This is a genomic window from Baaleninema sp. (genome assembly GCF_049974805.1).
In the GTDB taxonomy this organism is placed as follows: domain Bacteria; phylum Cyanobacteriota; class Cyanobacteriia; order Cyanobacteriales; family Geitlerinemataceae; genus Baaleninema.
In genome coordinates this window covers 1-16,252 of record NZ_JBNGCO010000107.1, presented here as the reverse complement: position 1 = coordinate 16,252, position 16,252 = coordinate 1, and the positions used below count along the sequence as shown (strand labels likewise).

General features: G+C 54.5%; 9 protein-coding genes. 7 read left to right on the top strand and 2 right to left on the bottom strand.

The genetic code is table 11. The features are described from left to right. The first annotated feature begins 333 nt into the window (after nucleotides 1–333). From ACP5D4_RS17550 to ACP5D4_RS17535, 4 genes are all read left to right on the top strand, one after another. A complete protein-coding gene (locus ACP5D4_RS17550; RefSeq protein ID WP_428012910.1) occupies nucleotides 334–747 on the top strand; it encodes a hypothetical protein in 414 nt (137 codons plus the stop codon). Further along, the gene (locus ACP5D4_RS17545; RefSeq protein ID WP_428012909.1) at nucleotides 747–2,009 is read left to right on the top strand and encodes a glutamate-5-semialdehyde dehydrogenase; all 1,263 of its coding nucleotides are present in this window, start codon (nucleotides 747–749) and stop codon (nucleotides 2,007–2,009) included. The genes ACP5D4_RS17550 and ACP5D4_RS17545 overlap by 1 nt, the downstream gene beginning before the upstream one ends. Nucleotides 2,010–2,235: 226 nt before the next feature. Further along, complete coding sequence (locus ACP5D4_RS17540) at nucleotides 2,236–3,423, top strand: DUF4336 domain-containing protein (protein ID WP_428012908.1); 1,188 nt, start codon at nucleotides 2,236–2,238, stop codon at nucleotides 3,421–3,423. Between the two features lie 59 nt (nucleotides 3,424–3,482). Then, nucleotides 3,483–4,454, top strand: coding sequence for an aldo/keto reductase (locus ACP5D4_RS17535; protein ID WP_428012907.1), 972 nt, complete (start codon nucleotides 3,483–3,485; stop codon nucleotides 4,452–4,454). Nucleotides 4,455–4,551: 97 nt separating this feature from the next. Here the strand turns inward: ACP5D4_RS17535 and ACP5D4_RS17530 are convergent, their stop codons facing one another. Together ACP5D4_RS17530 and ACP5D4_RS17525 are read right to left on the bottom strand one after the other, a co-directional pair. Next, on the bottom strand, nucleotides 4,552–4,980 hold the full coding sequence (locus tag ACP5D4_RS17530; protein WP_428012906.1) for a response regulator: 429 nt from the start codon (nucleotides 4,978–4,980) through the stop codon (nucleotides 4,552–4,554). Between the two features lie 108 nt (nucleotides 4,981–5,088). After that, nucleotides 5,089–7,713 carry a right-handed parallel beta-helix repeat-containing protein gene (locus ACP5D4_RS17525; protein ID WP_428012905.1) on the bottom strand — a complete coding sequence of 875 codons (2,625 nt, stop codon included), beginning with the start codon at nucleotides 7,711–7,713 and terminating at the stop codon, nucleotides 5,089–5,091. Nucleotides 7,714–8,068: 355 nt separating this feature from the next. Here ACP5D4_RS17525 and ACP5D4_RS17520 point away from each other — a divergent pair, with 355 nt between their 5' ends. The 3 genes from ACP5D4_RS17520 to ACP5D4_RS17510 all read left to right on the top strand — a co-directional run. After that, the gene (locus ACP5D4_RS17520) at nucleotides 8,069–9,541 is read left to right on the top strand and encodes a phosphoglucomutase/phosphomannomutase family protein (RefSeq protein ID WP_428012911.1); all 1,473 of its coding nucleotides are present in this window, start codon (nucleotides 8,069–8,071) and stop codon (nucleotides 9,539–9,541) included. Nucleotides 9,542–9,818: 277 nt separating this feature from the next. Continuing rightward, the gene (locus ACP5D4_RS17515) at nucleotides 9,819–13,259 is read left to right on the top strand and encodes a CHAT domain-containing protein (RefSeq protein WP_428012904.1); all 3,441 of its coding nucleotides are present in this window, start codon (nucleotides 9,819–9,821) and stop codon (nucleotides 13,257–13,259) included. Nucleotides 13,260–13,779: 520 nt separating this feature from the next. Continuing rightward, nucleotides 13,780–16,252 (top strand): glycosyltransferase family 2 protein (locus ACP5D4_RS17510; protein ID WP_428012903.1); only part of this gene is annotated, 2,473 nt, incomplete at its 3' end.

Below are 16,252 nucleotides of genomic sequence, written 5' to 3'. Positions count from 1 at the left end.
TAAAGCCGCCCTAGAAGGGCGGGGTTTCAAACCCAAAATTTTCGATGAGGGGATGAGGGGAAGACTTTCAGCTCATCATCTCATCATCTCATCACCTCATCCTCTCCCATCCGGTTGGTTTCAAAAGAGTCTGTTAAAATCGGTGGCGAGACCGGAGAATTCCGTCAAAGTCATATTGTGGTGAGGGACTTTTCCGGTTCGATCGCGCTCCGAGTGTGGACAATATAAATAAGACTGCGTTGAACTCGCGACGGTCTGTCTGTTCGACCTGTCAGTCAATCTGTACGTGGGTCGTCGGACTGAAGAAAACTGCTTCTGAAGGTTTGGCTGCTGGTGTACTCCCCCAAAGCTCAAAAGATCGAGATCGATCGAGAGTATCCCTGTCCCTGTCGTCGTCCCGGTCGTCTGAAGCCGATCGCGCTGACAGATGCTTTTGGCTGCGATCGCTGCCAACAAATTTTCGTCTTGGACGAAAACGGAACCTCTATCGAACAACTGTCCACCCATTACCCCTACAAACAGGTGTGGCGTTGGACGGGGACTCAGTGGACGCGGGCGCGGTCGGGTTTGAAAGAAACCTATCTCCCCCTCGCCCTAGGCGTCATTTTGGTTCTGGCGATTATTTGGCTGCCCTTGGCGTTGCGCTTGCCCGTGGGAGCGAATACAATTCCCTGGATTATCCTAGTGGTTCTCTTGGCAATTTTGCCTGCATTTTTAGTGTGGCTGGCCTATCGGCGTGATTCCTGATGACAACTGATTCTCTGGAAATTTGCGACAATCCTATCACCGCAGCGCGTCGCGCCTATCAAGCGTCGTTGGGACTGGCGAACGCGAAAAGCGTCGATCGATCGAACGCGCTGTTGCGGATGGCGGAGGCGTTGCGCGACCGTCAAGACGATATCCTCGAAGCGAACACCCTCGACCTTGAGGCCAGTCGCGATATGGCCGTCCCCGATTTGTTGCTGGATTGGCTCAAATTGACCCCAGAACGGCTACAAACAGCGGCGAACATCTTGCAACGCCTCGGGGAGCTTTCTGACCCCATTCGCCGCGTGACGAACACGCCGTTACAAGTCGAACAGGCGCAAACCTACTGTCAGTTGATGCCCCTCGGGGCGATCGCGCTGATTTACGAAGCCTTTCCGGAACTGGGGGCGATCGCGGCGGGAATGTGTCTGAAAACGGGCAACAGTATCGTCCTCAAAGGTAGTACGGAAGCCAGTCAGTCCAATACAGCCATCGCCCGCGCCCTCCAAGACGCCCTCGCCGATACCGACCTCCCCTCCGGCTGCATCGAACTGCTTCCGGCGGACGTGGGAACCTCCATTCGCGAACTCGTCAGTCAGGAACGCTATCTTAGTTTAGTCATTCCCTACGGTCGCACGAGTTTGGTTCAACCCATTGTGGAAAAAGCTACCGTTCCCGTGTTGCGGGCGGCTATCGGGAACTGTTATCTCTACTGGTCGCCGACGGGAAGTTTGGACGCGGTGCGATCGATCGTCCTCGACAGTCATTGTAGCGATCCCGACCCCGTCAACGCCATTGAAAAAATCCTCGTTTCTCCCGAACAAAAAACCTCTTCTCTGGTGAGTTTGTGGAATACTTTACGGGAAAAAGGATTTGAAATTCGCGGTGACGAACGCTTAGTTGAAGAATATCCCGATTTGGTGCTGGCTGATAGCAGCGAATGGAGTCAACCCTATTTGACCAAAACTATCGCCTTTAAAAGGGTCGATAGTTTGGAATTGGGCATTTTTTGGATTAACCAATACAGTAGCGGTCACGCCGATTGTTTGGTGACGGAATCCTACAGCGAAAGCACGGAGTTTTCCCTCGGCGTTAAAAGTGCCTCGGTGTATATTAACGCTTCTCCCCGATTTTCTCGACTTCCCAAATCGGGAAATACCATCTGTTTGGGAATGTCCAATCAAATGGGACACTATCGCGGTTTTATTAGTTTAGAAGCCTTGACGCGCGTGAAGCACGTCATTCAAGGACACGAGGGATAATTGATAATTGATAACGGTCTTCACTCGTTCCTGAAAAAGCTCCCTCTCTCCTGTCCTTTGTGGTTCGATAGAAAAACGATTAACTATCACATTTTAGATGTATTGTCAATAGAAAAACAGCATCGATCTGAAGTCGTTTCGCCGTTGAGGTTGACGCGAGACGCGGCATCGTTGTGAGACACTAGAAGTTCTAGCAGTTATCCTCTCGATCGACTCGTCCTAGGCCATGAGGAACGCACGGGAATCCGCAAAAGACTTAATTTGGCAGTTCTGGCCGACGCTACCGATTTATCCCTACGGCAAACGGCGCACCCTCCGTCACGAGGTCGTCAACAATGCGGTATGGACCTTCGACCAACTGCAAGGCATTTTCTACGTCACCGTCCCCATTCGCATGACGGTGGTGAAACTCGACGAGGGGGGATTGTTGGTATATGCCCCGGTCGCCCCCACTCGGGAATGTTTGCGCCTCCTCAACGAACTGGTGGCGCGACATGGCGAGGTGAAGTATATTATCTTCCCCACTTCGTCGGGGTTAGAACATAAGGTGTTCGTCGGACCCTTCGCGCGGTGTTTTCCCCAGGCGAAGGTGTATATCGCGCCGAGTCAGTGGAGTTTTCCCTTCAATTTGCCCCTGAGTTGGTTGGGATTTCCCAAAAACCGCACGTTTATTTTGCCCGAGGAAGCCAGTCACGCGCCGTTTGGGAGTCAGTTCGACTACGAGATTTTGGGGCCGGTGAATTTGGGAACCGGGACCTTTGAAGAGGTGGCTCTGTTCGATCGTCGATCGCGATCGCTGTTGCTCACCGATACCATTGTCTCAGTACCGGAAGACCCTCCGGCGATCGTTCAGTACGAGTCCTATCCGCTGTTGTTCCACGCCAGAGATACCGCCGAAGACGACTTTGCAGATACAGCGGAAAACCGTCGTAAAGGTTGGCAGCGGATTTGTCTGTTTGCCTTTTATTTTCAGCCTAGCGTTCTGGAAACGCGCAATTGGGGGCAGGTGTTTCGGGAGTCGGTGAAAGCTAAGGATCGATCGCGGCGGGGCTATTTCGGCTTGTTTCCCTTTCTGTGGAAACCGGATTGGTATCGCTCGTTTGAGGCGTTGCGCAGTGGGGGGCGCCCCTTTGTCGCCCCAGTGTTACAGACGTTGATTCTCAACCGAGCGCCCAAGGAAACCTTGGATTGGTGCGATCGCGTATCGTGCTGGGGCTTCGAGCGTATCGTTCCCTGTCACTTCGACGCTCCGATTTCCGCCACGCCCCAACAGTTTCGCGAGGCGTTCTCGTTTTTGGAAAAATATCCCCAGTGCGATCGATCTTTACCCGAAACTGATTTACAACTGCTGCGAACTCTCGATGCGAGGTTGAACCGAAGCGGGTTGGTTCCGCCTGCCCAGGAACGGGTTTGATGGTGCGATGCGGTGGTGGGATGATGGGGTGAGGGGATGATGCGGTGATGAGGAAAGATATGCCACAAACGCTGACTTTACCGAAAATGGGGTGCGGAACCTGGGCTTGGGGAAACCGCCTGCTGTGGGGATACGACGAAAGCATGGATTCCCAACTGCAAGCCGTGTTTAACCTCTGCGTCGGAAACGGTGTGACCCTGTTCGATACCGGGGATTCCTACGGTACGGGGCGGTTGAACGGACGCAGCGAGACGCTGTTGGGACGATTTGCACGGGAGTGTCTGGCAGCGAACCGCAACAGTATTTGTATTGCCACCAAACTCGCCCCCTTTCCCTGGCGACTGACGCGAGAGGCGATGATTTCAGCTTGTGAGGCGTCGGCGCAGCGGTTGGGGCGAAACGTCGATTTGGTGCAAATGCACTGGTCTACCGCCAATTACGCCCCCTGGCAGGAACCGCCGTTACTGGACGGGTTGGCGGATTTGGTCGATCGCGGTTGGGTTAAAGGCGTGGGACTGTCCAATTACGGACCGAAACGATTGCAGAAAGTATATCGCCGATTTCGCGATCGAGGCGTTCCCATCCAAACGTTACAGGTTCAATATTCTCTACTTTCAACCTATCCCGTCACCGAATTGGGATTAAAAGACCTTTGCCACGAACTGGGAATTCAACTGATTGCCTATAGTCCCCTCGCCTTGGGAATGCTGACGGGGAAATATTCAGAAAAACAACTTCCCCGAGGGTTGCGGGGAGTGCTGTTCAAGCAAATTTTACCCGGTGCGCGTCCGCTGTTGGGCTGTTTGGAGGCGATCGCTCGATCGCGCCAAAAAACCATGTCCCAAGTCGCCCTGAACTGGTGCATCGCCAAAGGCACTATTCCCATCCCCGGCGCCAAAACCCTCAGCCAAGCCCAACAAAACATCGGTGCATTAGGATGGCAACTCGACACGGGAGAAGTGGCCGAACTCGACAAAGCCGCCGCTGGCGTTCCCAAAACAATGGTTCAAAACAACTTCCAAACCCGATGAGGTTTTTCCCGGACCAGTCAGCAGGTAAGGGCTTCTTCCTTGTCCTCATGACCCCATCATCCCATCATCCCATCATCTCGATCGTACCCTCACCTCATCACCGTCCCGTAATCGGTTGGCAGCGGCGCAACGCCAAAACGATAGCCTCGAGGCTGACGGGTTTGGTGATGAAATCGCTCATGCCGAGTTCTCGACAAGCCTCCTCGTTTTCCTGCATGGCGTTGGCGGTGACAGCAATTACGTGGGGACGTTCGTCAGGAGACCACTCCTCGAAAATGCAACGAGTGGCTTCGAGACCGTCCATTTCTGGCATTTGAATATCCATCAACACCACGTCGTAGGCTCTACGACGCACGAGTTCGACAGCTTCTCTGCCGTTGTTGGCGACATCTGCCTCGTACCCCAACCGCTTTAACAGTCGGAGCAATACCTTTTGATTGACCCGATTGTCTTCTGCTAACAGAATTCGTAACGGGTACTGTTCGCTAAATTGCACGTCCATGATGCAGGTTCGAGGCAAAGACACCGAGGGATTCCCGGTGCGACGTTGGGGCTTAGGTCTAAAAAGACAATTTCTACTGTACACCGGGAAACTCGATCGACTAGACCGGAAATTGATGCGTTCCTCGCCAAATTAGGCAAGGACGAAATCGGTATTTCCAGCAGAGGCTACGTTATCTTGCGCTAACGCGACGCCACTTTCGGAGAAATTATTGCTAAGAATAATGCTGGAGGCTTCTCCGGCGGCCGTATTGCTGTAAACGGAAAAGCCGGGGTCGTCGGCAGCCAAAATGTTATCGGTAATTGTCAGTTCCTCGGGGTCGGGGACTTCCGTACCGCGCACGAACAACAACGACCCGGTGGTATTGGCGCCGCTGAAACCGCTGACGGTGTTGTCCGTCAGGCGGAGGTTGGTGAAGTTTCCGTCTCGTAAGGTAATGCCGCCGTCGGTATCTGCGGTTCCGGCATCGCCCTCGCCCTCGATGGTATTCCCCGAAATTGTAATGTCGCTGGCGGGGGTGGCGGTATCGGTCGACCCGGTGACTTGAATCCCCGACCCGCCGTCGGCCGGGACGGCGATGGTGTTGTTGGAGATGCTGATACCGGTAATGTCTTCGGCGGCGATGCCGTCGCTGCTGGCGGAGGCGTCGTTGATATCGATGTCGTTGTTGCTGACGGTGGCGTTTTCGAGGTTTTGCAGGTCGATGGCGGTGCCTTCGACGTTGGTAAATTGGTTGTCGGAAATCTGGACGCCGGTGCGGGTTTGGCTGGGTTGGACGCTGAGTCCCGCCCCGCTAAAGACGCTGTTTTGCACCACTAAGTTATCTCCGGTGTTGTCGGCGTTGAGGTCGGCGGTGAATTCGAGACCGTCGAGGGTGACGTCGGCACTGGAAATTTCGACGGTGGCGGTGATGCTGGCTTCGTCTCCCCGGCCGTCGTCGTTGCCGGCCAGTCCGGCGTTGGCGCCGAGGAGCGTAACGGACTGGCTAATCTCGAAGCTGTCTTCGTAAGTGCCGATGGCGATGCGAATTGTATCCTGGGCGTCGCCGACGCTGACGTCGTCGTTGTTGCCGATTTCGTCGTCTTGGAGGGCGTCGGCGATGCTGCCGTAGATGCGAACGGTGCCGGAATTGTCGGTGTCGGTGGAGATGCTGACGTCGATATATTCTACGTCGGCGTCGTTGAGGGTACTTTCTCCGGTGTCGGTGAGGCTGATGTTACCGTTGCTGTCGATGGTGATGGCGTTTTCAACGGTGTCGCCGTTGTCGGTTTCGACGGTGGTAACGGTGAAGCTGGTGGCGTCGAGGGCTGCCACTTGTCCGATGTCTCCGGCCAGGTCGGCCACGAGGAGTTCTGCCCCCCGTAGTTTGGGGGTGGCGGTGAGGTTGGCGTCGTCGTTGGTGTCGTCGTCGCCGCCGTCGTCGCCGCCGTCGTCGATGGGAATGTCGATGTTGGGGGAGAAGGTTTCTTCGGTGATGTTGCTGGCGGGAACGCCTTTGAGGACGACTAAAACTACGTCGGAGTTGCTGCGGCGGATAATGGTATCGTTGACGTTCAAGCCGTTGCCCTGTTCGATGTCGATATCGTCGAACCTTAATCCGCCGCCGAGAAGCAGTTTGTCCCCTTCGGCGGTGTTGAAGTCGAGAACGGTGTCGGCACTGCCTTCTTCGGCGATGAGGGCGAAGATATCGGCTCCGGCACCGCCGCTGACGGTATCGTTGCCCCCTTCTCCGAGAATTCGATCGTTGCCTTTACCCCCGAAGAGGGTGTCGTCGCCGTCGCCGCCGAAGAGGGTGTCGTCGCCGGTGTTCCCGGCGATGACGTCTTCTCCTTCTCCGCCGGAGAGGCTGTCGTTGTCTTCGCCGCCGAAGATGACATCGTTTCCGGCGTCTCCGTTAACGATGTCGTCGCCGTTATCTCCGGACAGGGTGTCGTCTTCTTGGCCGCCTACGAGGATATCGGCTTCGGCCCCGCCAAAGATGGCGTCCGCCCCGGCGTTTCCTGAAATGGTGTCGCTGCCGTTGTTCCCGGTGAGAAGGTCGGCGCCGATGTCGCCGAAGATGAAGTCGTTGCCTTCGCTGCCGTTGACTTGGTCGTCGCCTTTTCCGGCAAATACTGTATCGTCTCCGAGTCCGGCGAAGATGATATCGTTGCCTTGACTGCCGCCGAGGAGATCGTTGCCGTCTTCGCCATAGATCAGGTCGTCTTGGACGCCGCCGTTGATGCTGTCGTCTCCGACGCCGCCGAAGAGGGTGTCGCGGCCGGTTCTGCCGTGGAGGATATCGTTGCCTTCTCCGCCGGCGAGTACGCTGTTTCCGGCGGTGCTGTCGAGGGTGTCGTCGCCGGTTTCTCCCCGGAGGATGTCGTCGCCGAGACCGCCGTAGAGGAAATCGTTGTCGGCTCCGCCGAAAAGCTGGTCGTTTCCGGTTTCGCCGAAAAGCTGGTCGTTGCCGGTGTTTCCGGACAGGAAGTCGTTGCCGAGACCGCCAAAGAGGGTGTCGTCTCCGTCGTTGCCGCCGATGGCGTCGTCGCCGTCTTCGCCGAAGAGGAAGTCGTTGCCGTTCCCGCCGGACATGGCGTCGTTGTTACCGCCTCCGAAGGCGAGGTCGTCTCCGTCGTCGCCGGAGAGGACGTCGTCGCCGAACAATCCGTAGAGGGTATCGTTGCCCCCTAGGCCGAAGACGGTATCGTTGGCGTTGGTGGCAGCAAATTCGTTGTCGTTTTCGTCTAGGGTAACGTTGAGACCCATTTCAGCCATTGGAAACACTCCCTCACATCGAGAAAAACAGCGAGACACACGGTTGCTAACACGCGGCGGGGCGTGCGGATGGTTGGCTCTATTACCGCGACGGTGACGGTGATGACGGACTTCGTTGTCCGATGCCCGACTGGATAGGCGTCTGGGGTCGCGATCGAGGCACTATCACGTTAACATGCACGTTAACTCGACGTGCTAGATTACTGTTGGGTTGCCGAACGCTATGAAATAACTCCGTTCTGGCAGAGCGATCGATTTTCTTCGGGACCTGCTAAATTCCCGGTGGCGGCGGCAACGACGACTCGTCCCCGACCCCCCGATCCCCCGATGCGTTGTGTTTGAGAGGTTAAGTACGATCGTGGCTCACCCTAATTCTCTTCTGTTTTCGGTTCCTCCGATTCGCTTTGGGACGGATGGCTGGCGCGGTACGATCGCTGCCGATTTTACGTTTGAACGGGTGGCTCGCGTGGCCCCCATCGCGGCTCGAGTGTTGGAGGAGACTTACGGCGAGGAGGCTCGGTTGAAGAAGTCGATCGTTGTTGGTTATGATCGACGCTTTATGGCAGAGGATTTCGCTCAGGTGGCTGCCAATGCCCTCGTCGCCGCCGGTTATAACGTCCTTCTGGCTCAAACTTACGCCTCTACCCCTGCCTTCAGTTGGGCGGCTCATCGTTACGGCGCCCTCGGGGCCATTGTCATGACCGCCAGTCACAACCCGCCGCAATATCTGGGGCTGAAGGTTAAAGGCGCTTTTGGCGGTTCGGTGTCGCCGGAGGTGACGCGGCAAATCGAGGCCCGTTTGGATTCGGAAGATTCTCTGCTGGCGGAGTCGGTGGGATCGATCGAATCTTTCGACCCTTGGACGGATTTCTGTGCGGATTTACGCACGAAGGTCGATATTGACGGTATTCGTAAGGTACTGGAGTCGGGACGCTTGACGGTGTTCGCTGACGTGATGCACGGTGCGGCTTCGGGAGGTCTGCTCAAAATCCTCGACGCCCCGGTGCGGGAACTTAACGGCGATCGCGACCCCCTCTTCGGCGGTAGCTCCCCGGAACCCCTCCCCCGCAATCTGGCCGGGCTGTTCGAGCAGATTAAAACCCACCGTCGGGAAACTCAGGGGCTTTCGGTGGGACTGGTGTTCGACGGCGACGGCGATCGCATCGCTGCGGTGGACGGTGATGGTAATTTCCTCAGCTCGCAAACCCTCATCCCCATCCTCATCGAACATTTGGCGAAACGAAAAGCACTTTCTGGGGAAATTGTCAAGACGGTCAGCGGGTCGGATTTGATTCCTCGCGTGGCCGCGCTCTACGATTTGTCGGTTGACGAAACCCCCATCGGCTTTAAGTACATCGCCGATCGAATGCTGAGTTCGGACGTACTGCTCGGCGGCGAGGAATCCGGCGGCATCGGCTACAATACCCACATCCCAGAACGGGACGCCCTGCTCTCGGCTCTCTATGTCCTCGAGGCAGTGGTGCAGTCAGGAAAAGACCTCAGTACCCTCTATCGGGAATTGCAGGAAAAAACGGGGTTTGTCTCGGAATACGATCGCATCGATTTGCCCCTGGCTAATATGGACGTTCGAGCGAAATTAGTCGATCGACTGGAATCTCAACCTCTGACGGAAATCGCCGGAAAAGCCGTCACCGACTGTCAAACCACCGACGGCTACAAGTTCCGCCTCGACGACGGAAGCTGGCTGTTAGTCCGCTTTAGCGGCACGGAACCCGTATTACGACTCTACTGCGAAGCGCCCGATTTGCAACAGGTGCGATCGACCCTCGATTGGGCGAAGTCCTGGGCGAAAGAGGTGGAGCGGTGAGGGGATAAGGGGGTGATGAGGTGATGGGATGTATATTTTTTTTGCAAGCTGTTGACAAATTAGCGAAAGTATGTATACAGATCGAAGTATCTTTGAGTTCCTTCGTCTTTTCAGCTCCCAATTAAATTGACGGATTCACGAAAACTCTTGCCTAGTCAGGGTTTCAAGAGTTTCAGAATTGTTGTACGCCAGCAAAGGTGACGAGGCAATGAGGAGAGAAAAGAGGCGGTATTTAGTCGATTCCACTCCAAATCGACGGTTTTTATCCCCTGTAGGCTTGCCTCCTCTCAGCACTTCCTACTTGCTGCTGGCTCTGTTGGCAAGTTGGGGATTTCCTCAAATCAGTTGGTCTCAATCGGTGGTTCCAGCCAACGACGGAACTGGAACCCAGGTGACGCCTTCCGGAAATCGCTACGAGATCGATGGCGGTCGTCTTTCCAACGACGGAGACAACCTCTTTCACAGCTTCCAACAACTCGACCTCGAGGCGGGAGAAAGAGCCAATTTCCTCACCTCTCCCGAGATTCAAAACGTCTTCGGACGCATTGTCGGCGGCCGTACTTCCCAAATTAACGGTATTCTCCAACTGACTGGCAGTTCGGCTAACCTGTTTCTCCTCAATCCCTCCGGTTTCCTCTTCGGACCCCAGGCACAGTTGAACCTTCCGGCGTCCTTCTTCGCCACCACCGCCTCGGGAATTGGCTTTGATGGCGGTTGGTTCGAGGCGGTGGGAACGCCAGATTATACGGCGTTGGTGGGAACGCCGAACGAATTTCGGTTCGACAGTTCCGGAACGATTCTCAGCCAGGCGGATTTATCCGTGAACTCGGGGGAAACCTTGGGGTTCCTCGGCGGAACGGTGACGGCGACGAATCGCCTCGCGGCGGGTCGTCTGGTGGTGACGGCGGTGGCTGAGGGGAATCGCTTGCGGGTGAGTCAGCCGGGGTTTCTGTTGAGTTTGGAAATTCCGGCTTCGGTGTCTTCCCTGACACCGCTACAGCTTCCGGAATTGCTGACGGGGGGAGAGACGGTGAAGCTCTCTCAGGCCGATATCGCGGCGGATTCGGTACAGGTGGCGGGGGGAACGGTTGAGGTCGATTCTAGTACGGTACGGGTTTCGGGGGAGTTGTCGTTGGTGGGGGAAACGGTTCGGTTGCGCGATCGCTCCTCCACGCCGTTACAGATCGAAACGGGAGACACTCTCCAAATTTGGGGCGATCGAACCCTGGATATTTTAGCCTTAAACCATCTCGACACCCCACCTCTCGTTAGCGGTGGCGATTTGGTTTTACTCGGAAACGGTATCGTTTCCACGGATTCCCATTTCCGCAGCGGTGGCGATTTTCGCGTTCTAGGAACGGCATCGTTACAAAGTCTCTTCGACCCGATTATTTTAGCGGTTGGCGATGTCTCCTTCGGCGATTATACGGGAGCGGCGTTGAAAATCGAGGCGGGAGGCAGTATTTCGGGGGGAAATATTACGATTACCTCGCCGGATACTTCGTTGAGTGGCAGTTTCCCCAACGACCCAGATTTGGAAATTTTAACCACGCTACCCAGTCTCATTTTACGGGCGGGAGTGGCAGCGTCGAATCCTACAGGAGCCTCGCCGGACTTTACGCTTTCAGATTCGCCGACGACGCCGGGAACCCTCGATATCGGAGATGTGGATACGGCGACGGACCAAATTGAAGGGGGGGTCGTCATTTTAGAGGCTCCCGGTTCTATTAATTTAGGAAACGTCAATACGGCGGGATTGGAACTCGGTGGCGATATTACGATCGCTTCTCAGGAAGCGGTAACGGCGGGAACGCTGTTTTCTGGCGGTGGCGATATCTCGATAGTCAGCGAAACGGCATCGGTGACGGCAGAGAACATCATCGCTACGGGACTTGAGGGCGGAGATATCGAGGTTTCAGCGGGAACGAGTTTGAGTTTGGGAAACGTAGACGCAGAAGGGTTGGCCGAAAGCGGAGGATCGATCGATCTCTCGTCTCTCGGCGATGCGGAGATGGCCTCCATCGACGCCAGGGGAGCGGTTTCGGGAGGATCGATCGATCTCAAACACCGTCGCCTACGAGTCTCGGATTTCGTCTCTTCGGGAATCGTCAGTGACGATACCAGTTCCATCGCGGGGGGGGCGATTCGAGTGGAACTGACGGACAACACCGCCTCGTTTATCGTCGGAGACTCCACCACCAACGGAACCCAAGGCAGTTTGACAGCGGACGCCAACGCCATCGACCCCACCTTTATCGCTCCTGCGGGAACGGTGACGCAAGGGGACATTACCATCGTGACCCCCACGCCGCCGCCGGATATCCCCAATCCCTCAGATACCACGGATACAACGGATACGACAGATACGACGGAGGCGGAAGAGGATATCGAACGGTTGCAGCGAATTCCCGAGAAGCCGTTGGAGATTCCGCTAACGACGATGGCAGAAGTCGTCAACCCGGAAATTCGCTATACCCAAGACTATACAAACTATTTGGGACTCCCACCCTCTCCAGAGGTGAGTTTGGCCAAAACTCGCGAGATTTTGGGACGTATCGAACGACAAACGGGGGTCAAACCGGCTTTGGTGTACGCACAGTTCGTTCCGGCAGGGTTGGAGGCGACGCCGCCCAAACAAGCGGTGTTGAATCTCGAGGGATTGGCAGTTCGGGAAGTCTTGGAAATCCTCGTGGTTACGCCGTCGGAACCCCCGCTTCGGGTGGTGGTTCCCGAGGCGACGCGGGAACGGGTGGAGGCGGTGGCGTTGGTGTTTCGAGGCAATCTGACGAACCCTCGCCTGCGGCGGAGCGATCGATACCTGACTCAAGCCAAGCAGCTTTACGATTGGTTGATTCGTCCGTTAGAAGGGGTGTTGAACGATCGCGAAATCGAGAATTTGACCTTCGTCATGCCGTCCAGGTTGCGGACGCTTCCCGTGGCGGCGTTGTTCGACGGAAACGGCTTTCTCATCGAATCTTACAGTGTCGGCTTGATGCCGAGTTTGAGTTTGACGAATACGGAATACGCCGATATCCACGACGTACAGGTGTTGGCCATGGGGTCGGCACAGTTCGACCCCGAAACCGCCTTGAGTCCGCTTCCGGCGGTGCCGATTGAGGTGACGACCATTGCAGAGCGATTATGGCCGGGAGCGGCCTTTCTCAACGAGGCGTTTACCTTGGAGAACCTTCGATCACAGCGGGAACGAACCCCTTACGGTATCGTTCATTTGGCAACTCACGGGGAGTTTTTGGAAGGGGAAGCGGATAATTCTTATATTCAATTGTGGGACAGGAAGTTACGGCTCGATCGCCTGCGTCAGTTAAATTGGAGCCGTCCCCCGGTGGAACTATTAGTATTGAGTGCCTGTCGGACGGCAGTGGGAAGTGAAGACGCTGAGTTGGGATTTGCAGGGTTGGCGGTAGCCGCTGGGGTGAAAACGGCGTTGGGGAGTTTTTGGTACGTCAGCGACGACGGCACGTTGGGGTTGATGGCGGAGTTTTACGCGCAGTTGAAAACGGCGTCGATTAAAGCTGAAGCGTTACGTCAAACGCAGTTGGCCATGTTGCGGGAAGAGGTTCGAGTCGAAAACGGAGAGTTGGTGACGTTGGGGGGAACGGTTTCGTTACCGGATGCGATTTCTCAACGGGTTTCGGATAAGTCTTTCGCGCATCCTTATTATTGGTCGGCGTTTATGTTAGTGGGAAGTCCGTGGTAGTTGTGGGAGCTTACCACAGAGGCACAGAGGACACGGAGGGAGATTTAAGGGTTAAAGTTAGGGGGGTACTCTCGGTTTTTGACGTGGATGACGGGTGGTTAAAAGCGGCGATCGCATCGGGGCTTTTCTCGGATTTTTTAACCTTGGAAATCCTGTGTGTTCAATCACAAGTTGAAACTGGAAATCTTCGGTTTTTTATCCCTATAAAAGGTTAAGTTTTTTTGAAATGCTGTTGCATTCGCGAAAGTTGTGTTATCCTATAACTATAATGGGGAAATTGTGCGCCTAGAGAGAGAGGTTTGACCGAACGCCCAAGTTTTCGTCGTTACCGGAATGCAGCATTTTGGAATCCCTTTCGTCGCATCGCTGATTTTCTGAGGTATCCGCCTCGGATGCTCGTCGCCAGTCGTCATTCTCAAGACGGCGGCTAGTCAGATTGGGGATGGACGGAAAACGAAACTCTCGACAAATTCAAGCAGCCAGAGTACGATCTATTTTACCCCTCGATGCCGACAATCGCATGCGTCTCGAGTATATCGAAAAAACGATCGAAATCCTTGATCGCACTTCCTGCGCTGGCGTCATCTATAGCGATGTTTTAGTTTTAAAAAAACGCGATCGCAGCCATCGCATTTTCCCCTTCAATTTAGAACCGTTGCTTCATGGCAATTATAGCGACGCCTGCGCGGTATTCCGAAAACAGATATGGCGAGAGGTGGGAGGCTGCGATACAGAAATCCCCGCAAACCTCGGTTATGAAGACTGGACGTTTTGGCGAAGTGTCGCCGAAACAAATTGGGTCTCCGCCGTTTGCGGGGGAAAATGTATAGCAAAATACAAATACCTGGAGAATCGAGAGCCAAAACCCCTGAAATCTCGTGAAGTCAGTTTTTCTGTCACCCTAAACGGCGAAGAGCCAACAAATTGGAAATTCAACAAAGGTTCTGAGGTTCTCTTCGAGTACCGGATGCGTTCCGACTCGATGGCGAACACTTGTAATATCCCCGAAAATCCAGAAAAGCTATTTTCCTACATTTATCAAAAGCATCGAAGTCTATACAAATCTCCCTGGCTGCAATTTTTCATAGAAAAAGAATCTGAAACGATGCGGGAAAAGCCTCGCATGGATGTGCTACCCCAACAGTTACGACAATTTCAGCGGCGACTTCAGGAAGATTTGAGATTATCAAAAACACCGATGTCGTCTCAGCCGTTGGTAAGCGTCTGCATTCCCACTTACAACGGAAGCCGTTTTTTAGCCGAAGCGTTAGCGAGTGTCGAAAAACAGACATATCTAAATTTAGAAATAATCGTCGCTGACGACGGTTCGACTGACGAGACGGTAAAGATTATCGAGGCGTTTCGAGACAAGTCGGAAACGCCACTGCATCTGTTTCGCAACTCCCGTCTGGGAATGGTACGAAATTGGAATTTCTGTCTGGAGATGGCGACGGGAAAATATATCAAGTTTCTGTTTCAAGACGATGTGTTATCTCCCCGCTGTATCGAGGCGATGGTGGAATTGGCGGAATCTGACAGCGACATCGGCTTAGTATTTGCACCCCGAATTTTACTCCTATCTGACAACGCCGACACCATCCCCGAATTGATGGAGGTTTATCAAATTTGTCACGACGTTCATCGTGGATGGACAACCTTAGAATCGATTCAAGAAGGAAGCCGACTTCTCGAAGATTATCAACTCCTCGAATCGCCAATCAATAAAATCGGAGAACCCACAGCAGTATTAATTCGCCAATCCGCCTTTGAAACCGTGGGAAACTTCGATGTGGAATTGCGTCAACTGGTGGATGTAGAAATGTGGTGGCGGATTCTAACGCGGTTTAAAGTGGGATTTTTAGACACGCCGCTATCCTATTTTCGGCTTCATCCCCGCCAACAGACATTTCGCCACGCCGTAGAAGGGGGTTTCGACGAGGATGCGTTGCTGAAGAAGGTGGTAGAAAGTTCCCGATTTTCGCCTCGGTTGCGGTTGGAAGCGGTATGTCGGAGTTTGGCGTTGGGGGAATTGGCGAATTGGGAAGGCTGGCTGTGTCGCTTGATTCCCCAGGTGTCGGCGTCGGAGTTGCAGCGGTTGTATTTTCGCGGATTGCGAGACGCGGTATTTCGGGAAGCGACAGTTTCGGAAATCGGGGAGTTTCCCGAAACGGTAAACCTGGCGGCGAGGGGTTTGTTGGAAATGCGGTGGCGACGGTTTGAAATGTCGCTGGCGGAAATTCCCTCGTGGTTGCTGGGGGATTACGTGACACTCGCCACGTCGCAACTTCCCCAATGGCGAGAGGTGGGAGAAGGAGAAGTCTATTTTCGGCGGTTGCGGCGGTTGACGGAGACGCTGTTGGAGGCGGTGACGGAAAATCCGGAATCTGCGGTGTGGCGAGAGGCGGCGATGGGGTTTTCTCTCAATGTCTGTTTTGCGCCTCTCTATTATATAGATGTGGATTTTTCGGAAGTGTTGGCGAAACGGTGGCGACTGCTGAAATTTGCACTTTCGACGCATCAGCATCGTCTGGATTGGGAGTTTTCGTCAACGCCATCGGGAAAAATCGGGGTGTTGTGGGGATTGTCTCGGAAACCTTCGTCTTGGGAAATTCTCTATCTGGTAGCGTCGCGGTGGGTGAAGGCGATGTCTGATGTCTGTCGCGGAGAGGTTTTGGAAACTCCGGGGTTTGTCGAGAGTCAACCGGAATTCGATATTTCGAGACAAGGGTTTTCTCGATGGGGAGTTTCGGAAATTCCGGGGTTTTTGGAAACTCAGCCTGAATCTTCTGTCTCGAGACAAGGTTTTTCTCAGCTAAGAGTCTCGGAAAATCCGGGGGTTATCGAAAATCCATCCCAACGAGATGTCTCTCGAGGAGAGTTGTCTGAATCGAGAATTTCGGAAACTCCTCAACTTTTCCAGACTCAACCGGAATCCAACGTCTCTCAAGGAGAGTTGTCTGAATCGGAAACCTGGGAAACTCTCGATTTTTTAG

Bases quoted from the DNA above. Each gene is read 5' to 3' on its own strand.
- ACP5D4_RS17535 (WP_428012907.1), top strand. From the start codon at position 3,483: ATGCCACAAACGCTGACTTTACCGAAAATGGGGTGCGGAACCTGGGCT.
- ACP5D4_RS17525 (WP_428012905.1), bottom strand. From the start codon at position 7,713: ATGGCTGAAATGGGTCTCAACGTTACCCTAGACGAAAACGACAACGAA.
- ACP5D4_RS17545 (WP_428012909.1), top strand. From the start codon at position 747: ATGACAACTGATTCTCTGGAAATTTGCGACAATCCTATCACCGCAGCG.
- ACP5D4_RS17540 (WP_428012908.1), top strand. From the start codon at position 2,236: ATGAGGAACGCACGGGAATCCGCAAAAGACTTAATTTGGCAGTTCTGG.